Raw genomic sequence first — 18,857 nt, 5'->3', positions numbered from 1 at the left:
GTGCCGCGCCGGTACGCCAAGGGGAGGGTATTCGTGAAATGAAAAGGTTCATCGCGCTCGTCGTCGCGCTATTCCTGATTGCCCTCGGCTCCTCGGCCGCTCCCGCGCAGTCGAGCCCGACATCAGTTCCTGGGCCTGCATATCGGATCAATCCCGGCGATGATCTTGAAATTCTTGTGTGGGGGGACGAGCGCCTACAACGAGTGGTGCGGGTCCTTCCGGATGGAACTTTCGGTTTCCCACTCGTGGGCCAAGTGATGGCTGCCGGTCTTCTTCCCGCGGACCTCCAGCGAATCATCACCGCGGGGTTGCGGCCGCAATACAAGGACGCTGTTCCCCAGGTCACCGTGCTCGTGAAAAACCCGAGCGGCTATTCGTTTTCTGTGATCGGGAAGGTCAAAGCTCCGGGCACGTTCACACCAGGGCGTTATGTGAATGCACTCGAAGCCCTTGGCGTCGCTGGGGGGCCAACAGAGTTCGCCCAGACGAGCCGCATACGAATTATCCGAAAGGTCGGGCAGCAACTCCAATCGATCCCCGTCAGGCTCGGTGACGCATTGAAAGGAGATTTGGAAGGCATAGGGCCTGGTCAGATTCCCGCGATTCAGAGCGGCGATACGATGGTTGTACCATGATTAGCGTGCGTATGTATAAGGCGTTCAGGTTCGCGCTGGCTGCGGGGACCGCTTTCGCTGTCACTGCGCCAGTGGCGGCCGAAACTGTCGACATTCTTGATCTGAATGCGGGACTCGGAGCGGCGACGAATCCGTTCCTGAGCATTCCGAGTCATTCGAGCGCCTTCGGGCGCGTGAGCCTGACAGGGACCCATTCGATCAGGTCCGAGCATGGGAGTACGACCCTAAGCGCCTTCGTTGAGAACACCACGTACTTGCAAGACTACGGTTCCAAGCAAATTTTTGACTTGAGTGCACAAGCCAGCCGCGCAGTGAGCCCAACCGCGCAGATCTTTGGGAGTCTCAATTTCTCGGGCGATTTCGCCGGGCAACTTTCGAACCGCATCATCGGCGTGCCGACCGAACCCCCGCCCCCCGACGAGGGCAATCCCATTCCACCGGCCGGGGCACCTGACCTGCTCGGCTTGACTGGCCGCAATTACCGAGTGAGCGGCCAAGTAGGCGCGACGATTCGAAGCGGAGCATCCGGCACGATTTCGCTGTCCGCGGGTGCACAGCGCAACTGGTACAGCCACAGTAGTTTTCCGGGATATAATACCTATTCTACTGACGCTGGTTATTCCCGGCAGATATCGGAACGCACGTCGGTGGGCGCTTCCCTTGCGCTTCAGCGTCAAGATTACGCGGGCAGCGATTACACCAATATTTTGAACCCGGCCTTGACGGCCCAGATCTCGCTAAGCGAGCGAATGTCGGCACATGGAGCCGTTGGCATCATGGTCGTTAACGAGCACTTTGATGGTGGATCGCAGAGCACCGTGACTCCGTCCTTCAGCGCTTCGCTTTGTGATCACGGGACGGTCAGCAATCTTTGCGCTAGCATCACTCGCGACGCGCGTTCGTCATTCAGCCCGGTATTATCAGGTGGAGGCCGAGGTCTCGCGACGATCACCACGTCACTTGGATTGAGCTATTTTCGGAAGCTTGGAGAACGAGATACCCTTCAGGCATCGATTAACGCGAGTCACTATTCAAACGCTGCGGCGGCGCTTTCCGATGTGAAATCAACCTATGTATCTAGTGAAGTGGAATACGACCGGACTCTTGGCGCTCGAATGTCCGCTGGAGTCTCTGTGGGCGCGCGTAAGCTGTTTCAGTTTGGGGCAGACCCGAAAGCCGATATCAACGGATCGGTATACCTGCGGTATCGCATCGGTAGGCACTTATGATCGAATCACATAATTTCGAGCAGACCTCAGCAGGTTTCGGCTGGGTCATCAATCACTTGCCCCACATTATGTGGGAACGTCGTTATTATGCGGTCGGTGTCTTCATCGCTTTTTTCGCAGTTGCTCTCATCGCCGCGTTCATGCTCCCAACGCAATATCGCTCAACCGCGACGTTGCTTATCGAGTCTCAACAACTTTCGACCACCGTGGCACAATCTCCGGAAACCGGCGCGATCGAACAGCGCATATCAAAAATACGCGAAAAAGTGCTCAGCCGAGGCGACCTAATTGCCTTAATCGAGCAATACGATCTGTATTCGTCAGAGCGCCGTTCGCAGCCGCTGTCGAAGATCATCGATAAGATGCGCACTGCAACGAGCGTCGGCGCTCTCCAACAGGACATCGGCACGGCAAATCCGAATCAAAGCAACGTCATCGCCATCAATATGAGCTTCGATTATCCAGACCCCATCAAGGCGCAGGAAGTTCTCCAGAGCTACGTCGCTAGTTTCCTGCGCATGGATAGTGATGTGGTGGAGGACCAGGCGACATTAAATGTGCGTTTTCTTGAAGATCAGGCGGGAAGATTGCAGGGCCAGATCCAGCAAATTGAGGGGCAGATCAGAGATCTTAAAGCGCGCAACGGAAGCGTCCTCGCACCCGGCGCGGCACCGTCGATGCTCGATACAGGCAGCTACAGTGCGCAAATCGTGCAATTGGAAAACGAGAACCGCCAGTTGATCATTCAAAGCAAGCGCCCCGCGGCGCGGGATCAGCAACTTGCGCAAGCCGAGGCGGCCCTCGCGGCGGCCCGCGCGACTTACTCGGACTCTCATCCGGACGTCATCGCAGCGCGCCAGCGGCTTAACGCAGTGAGGGACGCAATACAGGGCCCGGGCGATTCCGGTGATCAAGGGGCGCTTCAGGCCCAAATCCAGGCAAACAATCAGGCGATTGCACAGCTCCGAGGCGAGCGGCAGGTTCAAATTGCTCGCGCTACTGCTAGCGCGGCAGGCCAAGCGCGGGGGCCGGCTATTTTAGAGCAGGCATCTCAGCTCGAAGATCGGGTTTCCCAACTTCGAACGCAGTACAAGCAGGTGTCGGATGATCTCCTAAAGGCGCAGACCGGGGCTCGTATGACTGGCGAGCAGCGCGGCGAACACCTCTCTCTTGTTGAACCGGCGAGCCTTCCTGACCGCCCCTATTCACCGAACCGGCCGCTTCTGATTGCAGCTGGGGCAGCCGCGGGCGCGGCGCTGGGTTTGCTTCTTGCATTGATCGTCGAAATGCTGCGGCGACCCGTCCGCAGTCCGGCTCAGATCGAGGGGCTGGGCTTCCCGATACTGGGTATTGTTCCGGTCGTTGGGCGTCCTGACCCCAAGCGTCGCACCTGGTGGCTCTTCAAACGTCGGGAGACAGGGATTGCGTAATCCGGTGACGTACCAACAAGAGCATTCGCAAGGAGCGTCCGAGCGCACGCCAACAGCGCTTGCGGTTCCAACACTCCGCGAGTGCGAAGTGTTACAGTGGGACTCTGCTATCGCTAAGTCCCGGGGGGTTTACGGGTTTGATAGCTTGGACCCGCGGTCGCGTTCGTTCAACATGATCCGGGCGAAAATACATGAGCTCCGTACGCAACGAGGCTGGCGACTTTTTGGTGTGCTTTCAGCGACCCCGAAGGTTGGCAAGTCATTCATCACATTCAACGTCGCGGCCGCGCTCAGCCGGGATCCGCGATTTAACACCACCGCAGTTGATCTCGACTTAAGGCGCGCATCACTCACGGAAGTGCTCGGAGTGGACCCCCCTGTGAGCATCAGAGCGTTTCTGGAAGAGCGTCCAGGCGCTTCGATGCCAACTGCGTACGCTCTCGACGGTGAGCGCCTGGTGATACTCCCCACCACAGCTGGCCCGATCCGATCAGCCGAATTGCTGGCTGGCCCCCGCGCTCAGGCATTGCTGCGTTCGTTCCGCGCCACTAGCGAAAATAGTTTGTTCATGGTCGATCTGCCGCCGGTTTTTGCAAACGACGACGCGGTGACAACCATGGCGCAACTCGATGGCTACATCGTCGTTGCCGAAGAGGGCCGAACGACAACTCGCGAGGTGAAAGACGTGATCGGGTTGCTTGGTGCTCAGCGGTTAGCGGGCGTTATCCTCAATAAGTACCAGGGCGGCATCGTGAGCGAGGGCTACGGCTTCGACAGTTATTATGGTGCGGGCTATTACTTTGAGCCACCTGCAGTAGACAGCTGAACAGCTTCTGCCGACAGTTATTCTGAGCCTCGCGCATAAGATTCAAGCTGCCTGCAATTGTGCTCAGAGCGTGAGCGAACGCTCAATCGCAACAATCCGAGGAGTGCCAATTGAGTGTCGCCGGAGTCATAGCCGAGGGTGGAGCTAAGCGCCTTACTTTTTAGCGGGCGGGGCGTACCCAGGCTGATATTCCAGTTTTGCCGAACCGCGCAGCGAGTTCACCAGGCCCTCAAGCGCCTTGGCAGTCTGAGTTTTGCGGATTGTCTCAACGGCGAGGGGATTGGCTTTCGGACCCGAGATGGGCTGTGGTTGTTTACCAGTGATCACGCTAGCGACTGAGTTTTTGCCGGCCGGAACGACGAAGGGCTCGCCCGGCGGAATAGCGTTGATCTTGCTAAACATCGCGGAGGGAATGATGGCGGTATCAACCCGGTTCTTCTGCTCTTGAAAAGCGATATTATGGGCCTGCAGGACGGAGATCAGGGCGGGCATGGTACTCGCCTTCACGATCTCCGAGAGGATCGCAGGATCGGTCGGAGTTGGGTAGCTTATTTGCTGGAGGTCCCAAAGCTCTCGCTTGTCGAACATGTTCGGGTGAGCTGAGATGTAAGCTTGAACCTCGCGGTCGGAAGGGAGTTGCGCCGTCTTAAGGCGCTTCGCCGCCAACATAGAGATTAGCATATCCTCGTCGGCGCGGCGCACGCGATTGAGATACTCTGGCGACTTGTCGATGCCTTCTTTGCGAGCCTGTTCAGCAAGCAGGCGCCGGTCTACAAGCTGTTGGAGGATCTGGGACCGCGCAGCAGTCTTGTCCATGCTCGCGGGCACGTTGGTCGAGTTCAAGGCAAAATTGAGATCCGGCAGTGTGATCTCCTCCCCGTTAACTACGGCAACGGTCTGCCCCTCAGGCTTTCGATTGCAGCCGCTAGTCAAAACTCCCAATGCAATTATTGCAACAGCTGCCTGTCTCACTTGCCCACCCATACATTAGAATTAGACATTCGTGGGCATAGCATGCGAGATTCAGCCGTGCCAGTATCAAGGAGGGGACTTGTGCAGACTGTCTACGACTGGGTCACCGTGGCAATCTTTGCCGGATTGGTGGTGTTATTCGTCCAGCGCTCCACTTCGGAACACGACGCGCCCGAACACGATTCCCTCCTCATATATTTGGGTGCCGGGCTCGGCTGCGCCGTTGCGAACTACATCGGCAATCAGGGCATGCACTTGCTTGCAATACCGCTGATCATCGCGACGATCATTTTTATTCTTTATTATCTGAGGCCATTCAAGTTTTGGCCCAAGTCCTGAGTATTGTTATGCGATGAACACGCGCCGCAGCGGTGGCGCGACGGAAGCTATCATCGCTTGCGCGAAGGCGTCCAACCTGCTCATTGCTGCGGGTCCGTCATCGCCAGTCGTCGAGATTCGGATCAGCGCCGCGTCAGGTATTAGCCGCCTTAGATTGTCACCGGCCACTGCCAGCTTCTGCTGCGCCCAACTTAGAGGGATGTGGTTTCCTATACGGGTCCAGTAGACCATCTTCTCAATTCGGTCATCTCGCGTCGCCGTCAGACTGTTAGTCGTGAAGCCCGAAGCAGCTTCGAGTGCGATGCGGTGGTGTCCGAAATCGGAAAGACTGTAGCCCGCGGCCGTGTAGCAGAATTCCGGGCGGTGGACCTGCAGGAACCCTGTTTGGTTGGCGCTGTAAGCAAGCAGCAGCCAGATTGGCGCCTCGCCATCGTAATAGACGCGCGTCAGTAGCTGGCTGTAAACAGCGCGCTGTAGTTGGTCTGGAGGCGCCGTCACCAGACCACTTGCTGTAACGAATTTCCATCGCCCGATGTTAGTAGGAACGATCTCGTCAAGCTTGTGACTGCCCATATAGTCAATTTGAATGTCGGGCTTTCGAGCCGCGGCGATACCCGCTGCTGTCAACATCGCCAAACCGGCGACGACTTCCCGCCGGGATATGAGATCGGATCGCAATTCCCCAGTCATGCTAGCGCCAGGGATTTTCGGTTGCGGAGACGGTTGAACAGCGCGTCGACACCGAAAATTGTAAGCAACGCCACGACAAATAACGTCAATCCAGCGAATTCGTGCATGAAGCCCTGCGCCGCGGCCTCACCGAAATAGTAGGTGATAAGAATCAGAGCGACAACGCGGACGAAGTTCGAGAACACGGCAACCGGGACGATAAGAGCGCCGACCACGAGGAACGATAGCCAGTCCGATCGATGGCGAAGATAAACATAGAAAAGACAAATCGCAGAGAGACTTATGATGGAATTAAGCCCGGCGCATGCCGCCGCAACGAACAGCTCGTAGTTGGAAATTTGGATCATCACGCCCGCCCGCGCAATCGGGTAGCCGAGGGCGCCAAGAAGCGCGACAGCAAATTGGGAAATTGCAATTTTTAAGGGCTGAGTGATCGCCGCTACCAATTGATCGGGCGGTGGAAGTGCAGCTGCAAGGTAGAGGATAGGAAACCAGAGAGCTCTCAGAAGCGGCCCGCCGATCAGCAAATAGAACGCGGAAATAATCCCGAGATACATGCCACCTGCCTCGATCTCGAGAACACCTGTGATGCGTCCGACGACGTATAGAATGAGACAAACTGCCAGCATTAGAGACCCAAGCCAGGGCTCGCCCGGCCGTGCACGCGCCCGCGTGCTCTGCAGCTCGCGCCAGAGAAGCCAGGCACCAGTTGCAACGATGATTGGAGCGTGGCCTCCTTGCTCGGAGGTCCACGTCAGCCTAGCGACGTCAATCATTGTAGGCAGCAGAACCGCTGCCAATCCCAGCAGGAAGATCGCGAGCGGCCAGCTTAGGCTTCGCTCGAGCAATTTCGGTGCCGGTGTCTTGACTAGCAGCAACGTGTAAACCTAGCGCTATCGAGGCGACGCCTCTCCCACTTTAACGCTAGACGCGAGCCCATCGGCCTGCAAGTCGTCAATAGGCACCCTGTGGACAATCGTGACCCAAAAACAGACTGTTCGCTTTTCGAACGGCCGAAGGCATAAGTTCGTTGTCTCATTTAGGTCAGGGCGAAATTGAACATCCTCACTTTGCTTTCTGCCCTCATTTTGGCCCCCCTGGTGCTCGTCACTGGGTTTTTCGCAGTGGAGCTATTTGCAGGCCTTCAGCGCCTCGGAGGCAGCTATCCAGTCCTAGAAGATTGTTCGGCAACGATTGTCATTCCGGCTCACGATGAAGGGGCATTGATCTGCGATACGGTAACGCAGATCATCACCGGCGCCAGCGGTCGTTTTCCGATCTTGGTCGTCGCCGACAATTGCACTGATAAAACGGCCGCCCTTGCACTTTCAGCTGGTGCTCGGGTCGTGGTCCGACAGGATCCTAATCGACGGGGGAAGGGATTTGCTCTTTGCGCAGCTCGCGAGCAGCTTCGCCACAACCCACCTCAGATCATCATTGTGCTCGATGCAGACTGCAGAATGGACGGCGAAAGCCTGCAAGGTCTTTCTGCCGCGGCGAGATCAACTGGGCGGGCCTGCCAGGCGGTTAATCTTCTTGCGCCGGACCGCAACGCGCCGCCGATGGTTCAGATTTCCAGTTTCGCGTTCATGGTCAAGAACCTCATCCGACAACGCGGCCTGCAGCGCCTTGCCGGCAGAGCACATTTGACGGGGACCGGCATGGCTTTGCCTTGGCGGTTATTCGAGACCGCCAACCTTGGCGGTGATAACATCGTAGAGGATCTGGCACTGGGGCTTGAACTCGCCACTCAGCGGGTACCGCCAGTGTTAGTTGAGGCTGCCACAGTCTGGAGCGCTGCGGCGTCGGAGGCGGGGACACTTGTTCAGCGACGACGATGGGAGGGCGGCTATCTGGCGACGTCGGTGCGGACGGTGCCACGCACGATTGCGAGAAGCGTAGCGCGGGGCGACCTTCGCGGAATCGCGGCGGCGCTAGACCTGAGCGTTCCGCCCTTGGCGTTGCTCGTTTTGCTCAACTTCGCCGCCGGAATCCTCGGAGGTGCAGCGGTATTCGCGGGTGGCGACGCGTGGCCGCTGTTGGTCCAACTGGTGGTAGGTATCCTCGCATTGACTGTTCTCACAATCGCGTGGGCGCTTGAGGGGCGTAGCTACTTGTCGGGTACAACACTACTACGCCTACCTCTTTACGTGCTGTGGAAGGTTCCGCTTTACCTGGGCCTTGCTCGCCGTGGCGCACCCGTCGAATGGCTGCGCACGGGCCGTTAACGTCCCGAGTAGTGCCACGCCGCGGCAATGGTGATTCCAACTCCGATTACTGCCACGACTATTGCCTCGGGAAGTCCAAAGGTTAGCCGGCCTCGTCGCAATTCGCGTTTGAAGCCTCTTAGCAATCCCATAGGTCTGGCGAAATTTGGGACGAAGTCGAGCCGATGACTTGGCGTGATGTCGGAGCGGGAAGGGCGCTGAACCGCAACAATGGGTGTCGCGAATTCCGTGCTGAAACCTTCACGTTGACGACGGAACCAGACATAAGCGCCATCGATGGGTGGCGGCGACGGATGTTTCAGAAGACCGGTCAGGAAGGGGACAAGTTCTTTGACGGCTCGCGCACTGAACCCCATGCAATGCGCTCCATAGATGTCGCTGTCCTCAAGGCTGTCCGGATTGATCGCATTGTAACCGCCGTAGCAGACATCGCAATCGGGCGAAGGCTCCCATTCGCGGGCAGCGGGGGTGAAATCCACATCGTCCTCTAAGATCAGCACGCTCTCGCCTGCCGCGGCCGCATCCGTGAGGATGGAAAGGTGCGCGAGAAACACGCCCTTCTCCCCCGGCGCCCGGAATGGCCTCTTGTCGTCGACGATTATCCCATCAACGAATTGAACGCGGGTGTCGCGGTCGAGGCCAAGTCTACGAAGCTCACCTGTCATTTGCGCGCGACGGTCTCGGCGCGAGGCCAGATTGATTATCCGGATACGGTCAAAGCGCTGAAATACAGTCATCGAACGCGCTCGTTCAAGAAGATCGCCGCGAGAGTTCTGGCCGATTGTTCGATATCAAACTCGCGCTCCACCACAACGCGCGCTTGGGCAGCTACTCGGCTGCGAAGCGCGTCGTCGCGGGTCAGTCCGCGGATACAATTGGCGAGGTCATGCCAGTCGGAAGGCGTAAAGAGCAGGCCCGACTCACCATGTTCGATCAATTCGGGAATACCCGCGATCCGGCTCGCGATGACAGGTGTGCCAAGGGCCATCGCCTCCATGAGCACGACGGGTAATCCTTCCATAAAGCTTGTCAGGACAAGGCAATCTGCATTCACTATGCGCTCTAACGTTTGCTGCTCCCCGCATCGGCCAGCAAAAGTTACTGACTGAGTGAGATTCAAATCTGCCGCGAGCTGCTGAAGCTTGTCGAGATCCGGACCATCACCAACTATTTCCAGTTTAAGATTAGGATAGTCGCGTCGCGCCTCGCTGAACGCAGCGAGTAATCCTGCCTGGCCCTTCTCAGGCGAAAGCCTCCCAACTGATATCAGACGGACGACAGGTCCCCTCGGCCGGCGGCGAGGCAAAACAGTGAGGTCGAGTCCACAGCGGACTATCAGAAGCTTTGGCCACTGGTCAGGCTCGACTACCCGCATGGCCTGTGCCCTGCCAAAGTAAGAAACACAGGCTACGAATTCTGCAGCTTCGATCTTCCTGCCGAGCATCAGCCCAGCGGGATAATCAGTTTCGGAAATCCCGTGCATGGTGAAGCTCCACGGTATCTGAAGTAACCGTGATGCAAGCATCCCGACGATTGCGCCGGCATTTGCGAAATGATTATGAAGATGAGTGATCTTTTGACGCCGCAACTCCCTAGCGAGCACAAGCGCTTCCGCAAAATAGACGAAGGCCAGAGCGAAACCTCTCACCCCGGGGGGACGATGCCGAAGAGCACGAACCAACGTGCGCGAGACCTCAACGGGATTTGTGAGAGCCATTGCTAGCTGAGCGGCCATGATGCCGGTTGCGCGTTGGTTAAATATTGTGAAGGTTGCCTCCGCTTCGCTCCGGAGTTTCTCGTCGCGCATTTCGTCGGGCAGTGGCGGGCGTACACTAAAGGTTTCCAGCGGCACGCCCAATTTCCGCAAAGCCGCCACTTCCCGACTGATAAAGGTGTGCGAGGTGGCGGGGTACTGAGATGTGAGGTACCCTATGCGTACGCCGCGATCAGTCATTGCCCGGTCCGCGTGGCACTAAACCCTTATACTCAATCATCGAAGAGCGCCGCCGCAACACGACGAAACGTGCAGCTCCGATCAATTCTGGGACCTTGGCTAGCATTAGCATGGCGCTGGCCTTCAATCCGAAGCCGGTTCGATCCGGCCGGCGCGCCGCCATGCGCAAGATTTGCGCGCTATACAGAAGTGGTAAAAGCAGCAGCGTCATTAGGCTGCGGGAGCTTACTGCGAGAATGGCGGTAACGGCGGGTAATACGAGCACCCAAGCGATAGAGCTTCTCAAGAGCTTTACGTTCACTTGCTCGGGGATGTTTCTCGTGGCCGCCCACGCCTGCGCATAGCCGTAACCGGATCGCGTCGTTCGGCGCCACCACTGTGCAAAAGTGAGAATGCGCGCGTCATGTTCACACATGGCCGCATCGAGCCGCCAGATTTGCCAGCCTGCATTTCGCAGTCGGGCGGCCAATTCAGGCTCTTCACTTGCCATTAGTCGAGGATTGAAGGGTCCAACCTCGTCGATTGCGGCAAGCCTGACGAGCGAGTCACCTCCGCATGCGTCGGCCATCCCTATAGGGGTGCACCACTCTTCGTCTGCGAGCCTGTTATACAAAGAGGCGTCGGCATGGGCTTCAAACCTGCGTCCACAAGCGATCGCAGCTTTCGGGTGCGACACTAAGAATTCTAGTCCACATCGGACCCAATCCCGCTCCAGAACGCAATCGCCGTCAAGAAATTGGACGAAACGAGCATCGGGGAAGTGCGCTCGAACGTAAGCTAGGCCTACGTTTCGGCCTCGCGCGGCGTTCATGGGTGCGGAGCCGGGCACTTCCACGACCGCGACGCCAAGTGAGCGGGCGAGATCCTGACTACCGTCCGAGGAACCGGAGTCAGAGTAAACGACCTTGCTTGAGACTTTCACCGCCGAGTTGAGGCACAGTCCAAGCCGCTCTCCCTCATTTCGTCCGATCACGACGATCGCGACTTCAGCTGCATCACATTGGTGCATCAAACACTTCCGCCGAACTTCTTGCGCAATACTCTGCAAAATTCGGCTCCGATGAATACCGATCGAGCTCCGTCCACGATACTCCTTGGTCCCGCTGCGCAAATAGTGTGGAGACCACGCCCATAAGTGCCTGTCTCAGGAAGTAGGAGGCCGGCAAAGTTTTCTGCAAACTCGTCGGTCGTAATCCTTGTAATCCGGTTGAAGCAGATCCCATTGCCGTATCCCGTGGAACAGTCTTGAGCCGGGCGGATTAGGTGCCCGTCATGCACAAACGGTCGCCCTGCGGGACGAGCGCTACGCACGTCTACTTTTAGCGGATTGGCAGTATGAGGATGCCAATCTCCCAAAGGGTCTTCAGCATGCCAGGCGTAAAGCGCCTCGTTTGCTCCCGCTCCTGACTTTGTACAAAACAACCACCAACGGCCTTCATGTGAGAAGATGGTCGGATCGAGCACCGCGCAGCCGGATAGAAGAGATTTGTGCTTGACCCAGGTCCCTGTTGATTGGTTCAAAATATAAAGGGCGACTTCGTTGTTCTCAGCGCTTTCAGGGACGCAGTAGATTTCCCCCTGATGCTCAAACGTGTACGGATACGATAAGTGAAAGTCCTCTCGAACCGCCGACCGTGAATCGATAGGGTCACTTATGTCGGACCTGATGGACGCTATGTGCCCTCGACCCGTCTTCCAATCGAATTCTTCGGCGAGGATCACGCCAGAGTCGCCATCTACGGCGAAAGGGTCCGCTAGGAACCGACCCGCAGGCTCCGGAAGCCAGCTTACGCCTTGGATCGGTGTTGCGGCCTCTCCGGCCTCCTCGAGCAGCTTCTCGGGAGTCTTTTGGACGAAGCCAATCGCCCACTGCTGATGGCTAAAGAGGGATCTACACAGTTCGAAAACTCGTGCACGAACGCTGACCATCAGCATTTCAAAAACAGCGATAGTCCGCGGGTATCGATATATCTGCCCGCATAGGGCGACGCAGGGCCGATCAACGAGCGCGGATGGGTCGCGGCGCAAGTCGATCAGTGCTCGCGCTACGAAGTGCGCGGATCCCATGAGAGTCCTATTGAGCGATCGAGGATAGCTCGCAATGTTGGTCTTGAACCAACCGGAGTGAAGAACAATGCCGCCGTCGAGTTTTTCAGTCAGCCGCTGGAGGACGACTCCTGTAACTGGTTCCTTATTATGGATTTCCCAGAAACCTGGCGGCGCGCCCCTATAGTGCTCCGGATCACCATGGTGGAAGGACCATAGTCCGTACTTAGGAAGCGTCAGGATTTCACCAGTCAGGATACCGAACCCAAAGCGGAGCAACACGTCCACGTCGTACTCGCGGAGCGCGCGGACAGAAGCGTCATCAAATCTCTGTCGGTATTTGCCTACCTTCAACGGCACGCATTGAACGGTGGGTAAATTCGCGATGTCCTCCGGCAGAGAGACTCTTTTGTTCGCAGGGATATTCTCTAGGACACAACGTTCGTACATCCGCCAGAAGAGAAGGCCGTTCGAGAGTTTTCGCCGGAGTCTCGCCCAAAGCGAGTCCGGTGGTGATGTCGGCGTCGCGTCAACGGTCAGAACGACTATTTCCGTGAACGGAAGGCTCTGCACGTTACGAATGCACTCTGCCTGCCAAGCGGCGATTTCCGCCGAGTTGCATAAAAGACCTATGCGCACGTTTGGGCGGAGGTTGCGTTCTTCCTGATGTGGCGAGCGCTCGGTCATATGCTGACCGCTTCCAGCAATGATCTCAGGTGGATCTGCTGAACGCCGCCACCCAGGCCCGCAATAACAAGAATATGGTGCGCTACGAGGGCGACCAACCCAAAGAAAATTGTCAGGACGAGGTCATCGCGGCCAAAGTGAAAATGTTCCCTACGCGTAAACGCCCAAAGCACAACATATTTAACTAGCTCCCCGCTAGCTATAACTGCAACGGCCGCGATGAACCCAGAGTAATAAAAGGCAAGCGGCATTCCAATTATATAGGTTGCTAGCTTGCCTGCATTTGAGAAAGCCGGAAACGCCGGCCGCCCAAGACCCATCAATATTGAATCATTGCAAGAGGTTAGAATTGAAAACCACACGCCTACGCAAAGTATTGGGAGGATTATTGCAGCTCCCTCGTAGCGCGGGTCGTAGAGCAAGCCAATGATTAGGTGAGAAAGTGAAAGAAAGACCCCCACTCCCGCGGCCGCTAGGGCCAGCATTACCCTCCTGCCCCGCAACAGCCTCTGTCTGAGCTGCATAGGCTCCAGGCCTGCAGCCGCGACGCTAGGATAGAGCACCGATCCGCTCGCCCGAGCGACCAGTTGGCTGACGACGTCAGCTAAATTCCGAGCAATGCCGTATACACCGAGCTCAGCTAAAGTGATCTGCTTAGCAAAATATAGACGATCGAAGTTCATAGCGAAGAAGTAGACCATCGAAGAGAAGAATACCCACTTCCCAAAGTGGAAGAGCTCGTGCGCGCTTTGTCGGTCAATTATGATCCGATGTCGAATACCGGGAAGATACAAATAAGTTACGATCATGATCGAAGCGGATGAAATCATCATACCAATGACAACTGCCCAAACGTTTCGGAACGCCAGAGCTGCACTTACCTGAGCGATTAACGAAATGACGGCTAAGGCAATCTCAAAAATGCCCAATCGCGCTATACGTAACTGCTTGCGCAGCAGTCCCCTACTTGTCGATTCCAAACCCGAAAAAATGAAGAATATCGAGGCAACCGGAAGAATTCTGGCCAATTGCTCGCTATGGAAAAAGCTCGCCGTTGGTCGGGCAAGCGCAATACAGATGATAACAAGCGCGAGGTTTCGCACGAGCTGCAGCGTCCAAGCGGTGTCATAAAAATCCGGATTGTCTCCACGTGGATTGCTGATAATATTTTGCGATACTCCGACGTCTGTAACTAGCTCGAGTCCTACGCGCAGCGCGAGAACAAGCGCCATTATTCCGAATACTGCTGGATCGAGCAGCCTAGTAAGAACGACGTTGTTTATCAGGCGCAAGAATTGCACTCCCCCGAAGGTGAGCGCGACCCATGCAAGCCTTACGAACATTGCTTTGGAGATCCCAAGAAACATCTTTGCCTGTTTATCCGCCTCTGAACGGTTCTCGCAGCCCCGCACGCATCCTTGTCTCATGGGGGGACGGCAGCCAACGACGGTTCTGAATTCACCTAGATTCCTATTGGTCAGGCGCTGTAGCAGTGATCAAGTGAAAATCCTGTTTGCATTGTCGGGCCTGCATCGCGTTCATCGTGGCGCCGAAGTTGCCTTCACCTCGATCGCTCGGGAGCTGACGAAGCTAGGCAATACGGTCACCCTCATGGGGTCGGGCGTCGTTCAAGCAAACGACCCGTACCGATTCATCCATGTCCCCGCATTGCCGCGAGAACGATTTCAGGGGTGGCCCAACTTCCCTGCCTTGCGAAGCCAGGAGAGTTGGGAAGATGCGACCTTCGCGCCGGGCTTGTTAACTAAGTTCCGCCCGAGCGATTTCGACGTGACAGTGACGTGTGCTTTCCCATTCACGCACTGGGCTCTGAGACGCCCGGTGTTCGGCAAGCGACCAAAACACGTTTTCGTTACTCAGAATGGTGATTGGCCAGCGCATTCAAACAGGGCGGAGTTTCGGCTTTTCAAATGCGACGGGCTTGTCTGCATCAACCCCGATTACTTCGAGCGTAATCGGTTACGGTATCGCTCAGCGTTGATCCCGAATGGAGTAGATCTCGAACGTTTCACTCCTGGGGCTGACGAACGAACCCGCTTTGGCCTACCGGAAATGGTGCCACTGGTCCTGATGGTGAGCGCCCTTATTGCGAGTAAGAACGTCTCCCAAGGCATCGAGGCCGTGGCGCGCATCCCAGGTGCTCATCTCGTCGTTGCTGGTGATGGTCCGCTACGGGAAGAACTTCACAGACTCGCCGCTACACTTTTGCCGGGCCGCTTCCATCAAATTACGGTTCCCGCTTCGGATATGCCAGCGCTTTACCGATGTGCAAATCTCTTCATGCATCTATCTCTCGATGAGTCATTCGGTAATGTGTACGTTGAGGCGCTTGCGACTGGCTTACCTGTAGTCGCCTGGGATTGTGCTAGGACGCGCTGGATTTTGGGCGACGATGCACCCTTGGCGATTTCGGGATCGCTCAATGCGCTCGTTAAAGCCATAACGCAGGCTCTTCACCCCAGTCTTGTCCATAACGTGAAGAGTCGCGAGCGAGCGCTGAACTTTGGTTGGCGATCCGTTGCCATCAAGTATCATGACTTTTTTGGCGATATACTCCAGTGATAGACGCTCGCCACCGCTCAGCCTTTTTTTTGGCCGCTTGGAAGCGATCAGGCAGAGGATAACAAGTCCGTGAAATGGGTATTCATTGCCGGCCTCGTAATCTTGGTTCCTTTGCTAATTGGCCTGTTTCGGTCAAATCAGAAGTATCTCGTCTACGCTGCCTTCGCCATCGGCGCGTTACCGTTCGTCATAGTTCCACATCTCTATGCCGCACCATATTCGTGGGCAGGGTGGCAGGGCACCGTTAAGGGCATAGAAGTTTCGCTGCTCGATGCGGTCGCGGTCGCCGTGCTCTTTTCCACACCAAAAGCGCGCATTCCGCTTCCGCTGAAACTCGCTTTCTTGCTGCTGATGGTGGGCGTGGCTGTCTCCACGGCCGTTGCCTACCAGAAGTTGCCCGCCCTGTTTTATGTTTGGCAGCTAATGCGGGCAGGAGTCCTATTCGTTGCAGTATTCCGGCTTTGTTCCGCAGTGCCCCAAGCTCCCCTCGCAATGGTTGCCGGGGCAGGTCTGGGACTTATTTACGAGTCAATACTGGCAACACGGCAGTACCTTTCCGGCGACCCGCGTCCCGGCGGGAATCTAGGCCATTCCAACTTCCTAGGCTTAAGCGCCAGCATGGTGACCTTCCCGGCGCTTTCCTGGGCTCTCGGCGGCCGCCGTTTCCTTTTTCCGAGCCTGGTTGTGCTCGGCGGGCTAATCAGCGGTATTGTTGGTGGTTCTCGTGCAACGCTCGGCTTGTTCGGAATCGGCGTGGTACTCACAATCGCGCTTTCGCTAATGCACCGACGCACCAGTCGCAAAGCTGCGATAGCTGGCACTGCTTTCGTGCTGCTAGTCCTATCGCTTCCCGCAATGCTCTGGGCGCTCGATCGGCGCTCAGCGCAAGATCGACAATCTAGCAATGAGGAACGAACCCTCATGAAGCGCGCGGCAGTGATGATGATCACTGATCATCCGCTCGGCGTAGGAGCGAATAATTATGTGCTCGTCGCGAACTTAGGCGGGTACTCTGAGCGCGCAGGGGTCCCTTGGAACTACGCAAATCGTTCTGCGCCCGTACACAGTGCATATTATCTGGTCGCAGCAGAGCTGGGCTTTCTCGGCCTTGGCGGCTTCGTCGCTCTACTTTCGACCCTGTTGCTATACTCCATCCGTGCTGTTGGCCGCACATGGCCCGATCAGGCGTCGGAGCTCATTCCAGGTTTCGGTGCGTCTATGATCATCGTCTCAATACACGTGGGCTACGAGTGGGTCTTCATGCACTTTGACTTGCATTACGTATTTGCGATTGCCTCAGGCATCGTGGTTTCGCTTTCCGCTCGGGCCAGGGCTGCAGTCTCCAAAAGAGTTCCGGTGGGAGTCCAGCTCGGTGGCTCGATGGTGCGACAGGGTGTCTGACCGACTCGAGTAAGACATGAATGTGACAAAGCCGGCAGAGGACTAACGGAATTACGTTCCCGCTTTGCCAGTCAGGCGCATCTCGCCGTCCCGAATGACAATCTCGCCGACTGTTTCAAGGAACGGTTGTCCAAGCAGCGAAACGCTCGCTCCTTGAACGACGACTGCCTTAGCGTCCTCCTGCCGAAGGCCGTTCAGATCGATGCTTCGGAGTTCAACATATTGACCGCGCACGATGCCAGACGCACCGTCGCCGATTACCTCAAACTTCGACGGGTCGACGGCTATGCCGACGGCTTTTGCATCGTCCTCCGTAAGCGCCGTTGCACTTGCGCCGGTATCTATCATGAAGTGAACCGGGTGCCCGTTGACGCTTCCGTCGGCATAATAGTGATGATCGCCGCTGCGCGCGATCACGACGTCTGCCACGTTGGTCTGGACTGCTGCTGCTCTCGAGCTCTGTGACGTAGGCCAAACGAACCCAATAGCTGCTCCAACGGTAATCGTCAGTACGACTGAAAACGCGCGGAGCATGGGCAGAGCAATAGAAGCATAATGGTTATCAAGACGTTACCCGGGAAGGCTCGAAGGCACCTTCCGTGGCCTCAATACGGCCCGTTTCATGAGCTTCAGGAGCGGGAACTCGACGATGTTATAGCCGAGCGCAGCAACAATCGTGCACACGGCAGAGAGCGGCAAGCACAGGAGAATCGCTGTCTGCTCATCTTGATTAAAGGCAGCCACGGGCGTTGCGAGAATCAAGTCGAGGAGCAGCACGTGGGACAAGTATAAAAGGTAGGAGCTGTCGCCGAGTTTGGCGAGGCGACGGCCGAACGGAGAGCGTAACCGCATTTCGAAGGCCAGCGCGCCGCTGACGAGAAGGAGTGCGGGGATCCCCCAAGATATGATCGATGGAAGGCGCTCGTATGGGAGCCAAAAGCCGCTGACAAATAAGCTAACGCCAACTGTCACCAGCACTCCGCCCGTCCGCCGCCCCAGTCTGACACCGTGAGCAAATGCGTAACCGACAGCAGCACCAGCGACGAATTCCAGCAGCAGGGAATTGGTAATCAAGGCAGCTAAAGGTTCTGTATGCGTAATCAGCATACCTGCAGCGATTGAGAGGATGTACAAGCTAGAAAGCAGAATGAGACCACGCGTAAGGCCCAGAAAGAGAGCAAGCGCGAAGCAAAGATAGAAGTACATCTCGAACGACAGCGTCCAACCTGGACCAATGATCAGTGACGCCTCACCAGGGAGCAGCAACAGTGCACCGAAATACTCTTGTGTGCTTAGCTCGTAGCCCCCGCCTATCCAATGATGGGCAATTAGGTAGCAGGCCGCGACGAGCCAATAGATTGGATAAATTCGGATCAGGCGGCGTGACAAGAATGCCCCCGGCGTCAAACCTGAGCGAAAGGTGGTGTACACCATCACGAAACCACTGATGACGAAGAAGACATGCACGCCGCTGGCACCGACATAAAAAGCATGGTCGACGGGCCCGGGAACCCGACCGGCGAAGCGGGCCACCAGGGCATGATGCGAGTGAAACACGACCACGCTCAATGCCGCTACAAATCGTAGGATCTGAATGGAAAGAATGGTGCCGGGCAGATCGGAGTTCGGCGCGACTGCGGGAGGGGAGACGGTCATTTCGGCAGAAGCCTCCGAAGCCTTGGAGCGTGAACTCTGTCCTATGATCACTCGTTTGCAATCCCATCAGTCAGACGTGAGACTCTTGCGCAGCTTGGACCGAAGCGAGCAAGCACTTGCTTCAGAGAACTTTCGCCATGTACCACTTCCGATCAGCGCCAGGTTACTGCTGGATTTTTCGTAT

Annotated in this window: 18 protein-coding genes; 8 read left to right on the top strand and 10 right to left on the bottom strand. The window is 56.6% G+C overall.

The genetic code is table 11. The features are described from left to right. The first annotated feature begins 38 nt into the window (after positions 1-38). From ABD704_RS05380 to ABD704_RS05365, 4 genes are all read left to right on the top strand, one after another. The gene (locus ABD704_RS05380; RefSeq protein WP_344698651.1) at positions 39-635 is read left to right on the top strand and encodes a polysaccharide biosynthesis/export family protein; all 597 of its coding nucleotides are present in this window, start codon (positions 39-41) and stop codon (positions 633-635) included. 71 nt (positions 636-706) lie between these two features. Then, entirely contained in the window at positions 707-1,864 is a 1,158-nt protein-coding gene (locus ABD704_RS05375) for a porin family protein (protein ID WP_344698650.1), read from the top strand. Then, complete coding sequence (locus ABD704_RS05370) at positions 1,861-3,294, top strand: GumC family protein (protein WP_344698649.1); 1,434 nt, start codon at positions 1,861-1,863, stop codon at positions 3,292-3,294. The genes ABD704_RS05375 and ABD704_RS05370 overlap by 4 nt, the downstream gene beginning before the upstream one ends. A 172-nt stretch (positions 3,295-3,466) precedes the next feature. Beyond that, positions 3,467-4,120 carry a P-loop NTPase family protein gene (locus ABD704_RS05365; RefSeq protein ID WP_344698648.1) on the top strand — a complete coding sequence of 218 codons (654 nt, stop codon included), beginning with the start codon at positions 3,467-3,469 and terminating at the stop codon, positions 4,118-4,120. Between the two features lie 153 nt (positions 4,121-4,273). Here the strand turns inward: ABD704_RS05365 and ABD704_RS05360 are convergent, their stop codons facing one another. Then, entirely contained in the window at positions 4,274-5,104 is an 831-nt protein-coding gene (locus ABD704_RS05360) for an EpsD family peptidyl-prolyl cis-trans isomerase (RefSeq protein WP_344698647.1), read from the bottom strand. A gap of 69 nt (positions 5,105-5,173) precedes the next feature. Here ABD704_RS05360 and ABD704_RS05355 point away from each other — a divergent pair, with 69 nt between their 5' ends. Then, positions 5,174-5,431: an XrtV sorting system accessory protein gene (locus ABD704_RS05355; protein WP_344698646.1), complete on the top strand. Its 258-nt coding sequence runs from the start codon at positions 5,174-5,176 to the stop codon at positions 5,429-5,431. Positions 5,432-5,437: 6 nt separating this feature from the next. On the opposite strand, the gene epsI is transcribed toward ABD704_RS05355, so the two are convergent. Next, entirely contained in the window at positions 5,438-6,121 is a 684-nt protein-coding gene (gene epsI, locus ABD704_RS05350) for an exosortase-associated protein EpsI, V-type (protein WP_344698645.1), read from the bottom strand. Then, positions 6,118-6,999 carry an exosortase V gene (gene xrtV, locus ABD704_RS05345; RefSeq protein WP_344698644.1) on the bottom strand — a complete coding sequence of 294 codons (882 nt, stop codon included), beginning with the start codon at positions 6,997-6,999 and terminating at the stop codon, positions 6,118-6,120. The genes epsI and xrtV overlap by 4 nt, the downstream gene beginning before the upstream one ends. Positions 7,000-7,221: 222 nt before the next feature. Here xrtV and ABD704_RS05340 point away from each other — a divergent pair, with 222 nt between their 5' ends. Continuing rightward, positions 7,222-8,349, top strand: coding sequence for a glycosyltransferase family 2 protein (locus ABD704_RS05340; RefSeq protein WP_344700496.1), 1,128 nt, complete (start codon positions 7,222-7,224; stop codon positions 8,347-8,349). Here the strand turns inward: ABD704_RS05340 and ABD704_RS05335 are convergent. The 5 genes from ABD704_RS05335 to ABD704_RS05315 are packed head-to-tail and all read right to left on the bottom strand — an operon-like array spanning position 8,346 to position 14,403. Then, positions 8,346-9,086, bottom strand: a complete 741-nt coding sequence (locus ABD704_RS05335; RefSeq protein ID WP_344698643.1) for a glycosyltransferase family 25 protein — start codon at positions 9,084-9,086, stop codon at positions 8,346-8,348. The genes ABD704_RS05340 and ABD704_RS05335 overlap by 4 nt on opposite strands. Further along, on the bottom strand, positions 9,083-10,303 hold the full coding sequence (locus ABD704_RS05330) for a glycosyltransferase family 4 protein (RefSeq protein ID WP_344698642.1): 1,221 nt from the start codon (positions 10,301-10,303) through the stop codon (positions 9,083-9,085). The genes ABD704_RS05335 and ABD704_RS05330 overlap by 4 nt, the downstream gene beginning before the upstream one ends. Further along, positions 10,296-11,312, bottom strand: coding sequence for a glycosyltransferase family 2 protein (locus tag ABD704_RS05325; RefSeq protein ID WP_344700495.1), 1,017 nt, complete (start codon positions 11,310-11,312; stop codon positions 10,296-10,298). The genes ABD704_RS05330 and ABD704_RS05325 overlap by 8 nt, the downstream gene beginning before the upstream one ends. Beyond that, complete coding sequence (locus ABD704_RS05320; protein ID WP_344698641.1) at positions 11,312-13,036, bottom strand: glucosamine inositolphosphorylceramide transferase family protein; 1,725 nt, start codon at positions 13,034-13,036, stop codon at positions 11,312-11,314. Before ABD704_RS05320 ends, ABD704_RS05325 begins: the two co-directional genes overlap by 1 nt. Beyond that, complete coding sequence (locus ABD704_RS05315) at positions 13,033-14,403, bottom strand: oligosaccharide flippase family protein (protein ID WP_344698640.1); 1,371 nt, start codon at positions 14,401-14,403, stop codon at positions 13,033-13,035. The genes ABD704_RS05320 and ABD704_RS05315 overlap by 4 nt, the downstream gene beginning before the upstream one ends. Positions 14,404-14,536: 133 nt before the next feature. On the opposite strand from ABD704_RS05315, the gene ABD704_RS05310 reads away from it, so the two are divergent. Together ABD704_RS05310 and ABD704_RS05305 are read left to right on the top strand one after the other, a co-directional pair. Then, a complete protein-coding gene (locus ABD704_RS05310; protein WP_344698639.1) occupies positions 14,537-15,616 on the top strand; it encodes a glycosyltransferase family 4 protein in 1,080 nt (359 codons plus the stop codon). Between the two features lie 69 nt (positions 15,617-15,685). Beyond that, entirely contained in the window at positions 15,686-17,017 is a 1,332-nt protein-coding gene (locus tag ABD704_RS05305) for an O-antigen ligase family protein (protein WP_344698638.1), read from the top strand. Positions 17,018-17,068: 51 nt separating this feature from the next. On the opposite strand, the gene ABD704_RS05300 is transcribed toward ABD704_RS05305, so the two are convergent. Continuing rightward, positions 17,069-17,446, bottom strand: coding sequence for a retropepsin-like aspartic protease family protein (locus ABD704_RS05300; protein WP_344698637.1), 378 nt, complete (start codon positions 17,444-17,446; stop codon positions 17,069-17,071). A gap of 141 nt (positions 17,447-17,587) precedes the next feature. Then, the gene (locus ABD704_RS05295; RefSeq protein ID WP_344698636.1) at positions 17,588-18,673 is read right to left on the bottom strand and encodes an acyltransferase family protein; all 1,086 of its coding nucleotides are present in this window, start codon (positions 18,671-18,673) and stop codon (positions 17,588-17,590) included. Positions 18,674-18,857 lie beyond the last annotated feature (184 nt).

Source organism: Sphingomonas limnosediminicola (genome assembly GCF_039537965.1).
GTDB classification, from domain to species: Bacteria; Pseudomonadota; Alphaproteobacteria; order Sphingomonadales; family Sphingomonadaceae; genus Sphingomicrobium; species Sphingomicrobium limnosediminicola.
This window is presented reverse-complemented; position numbering and strand designations above follow the sequence as displayed.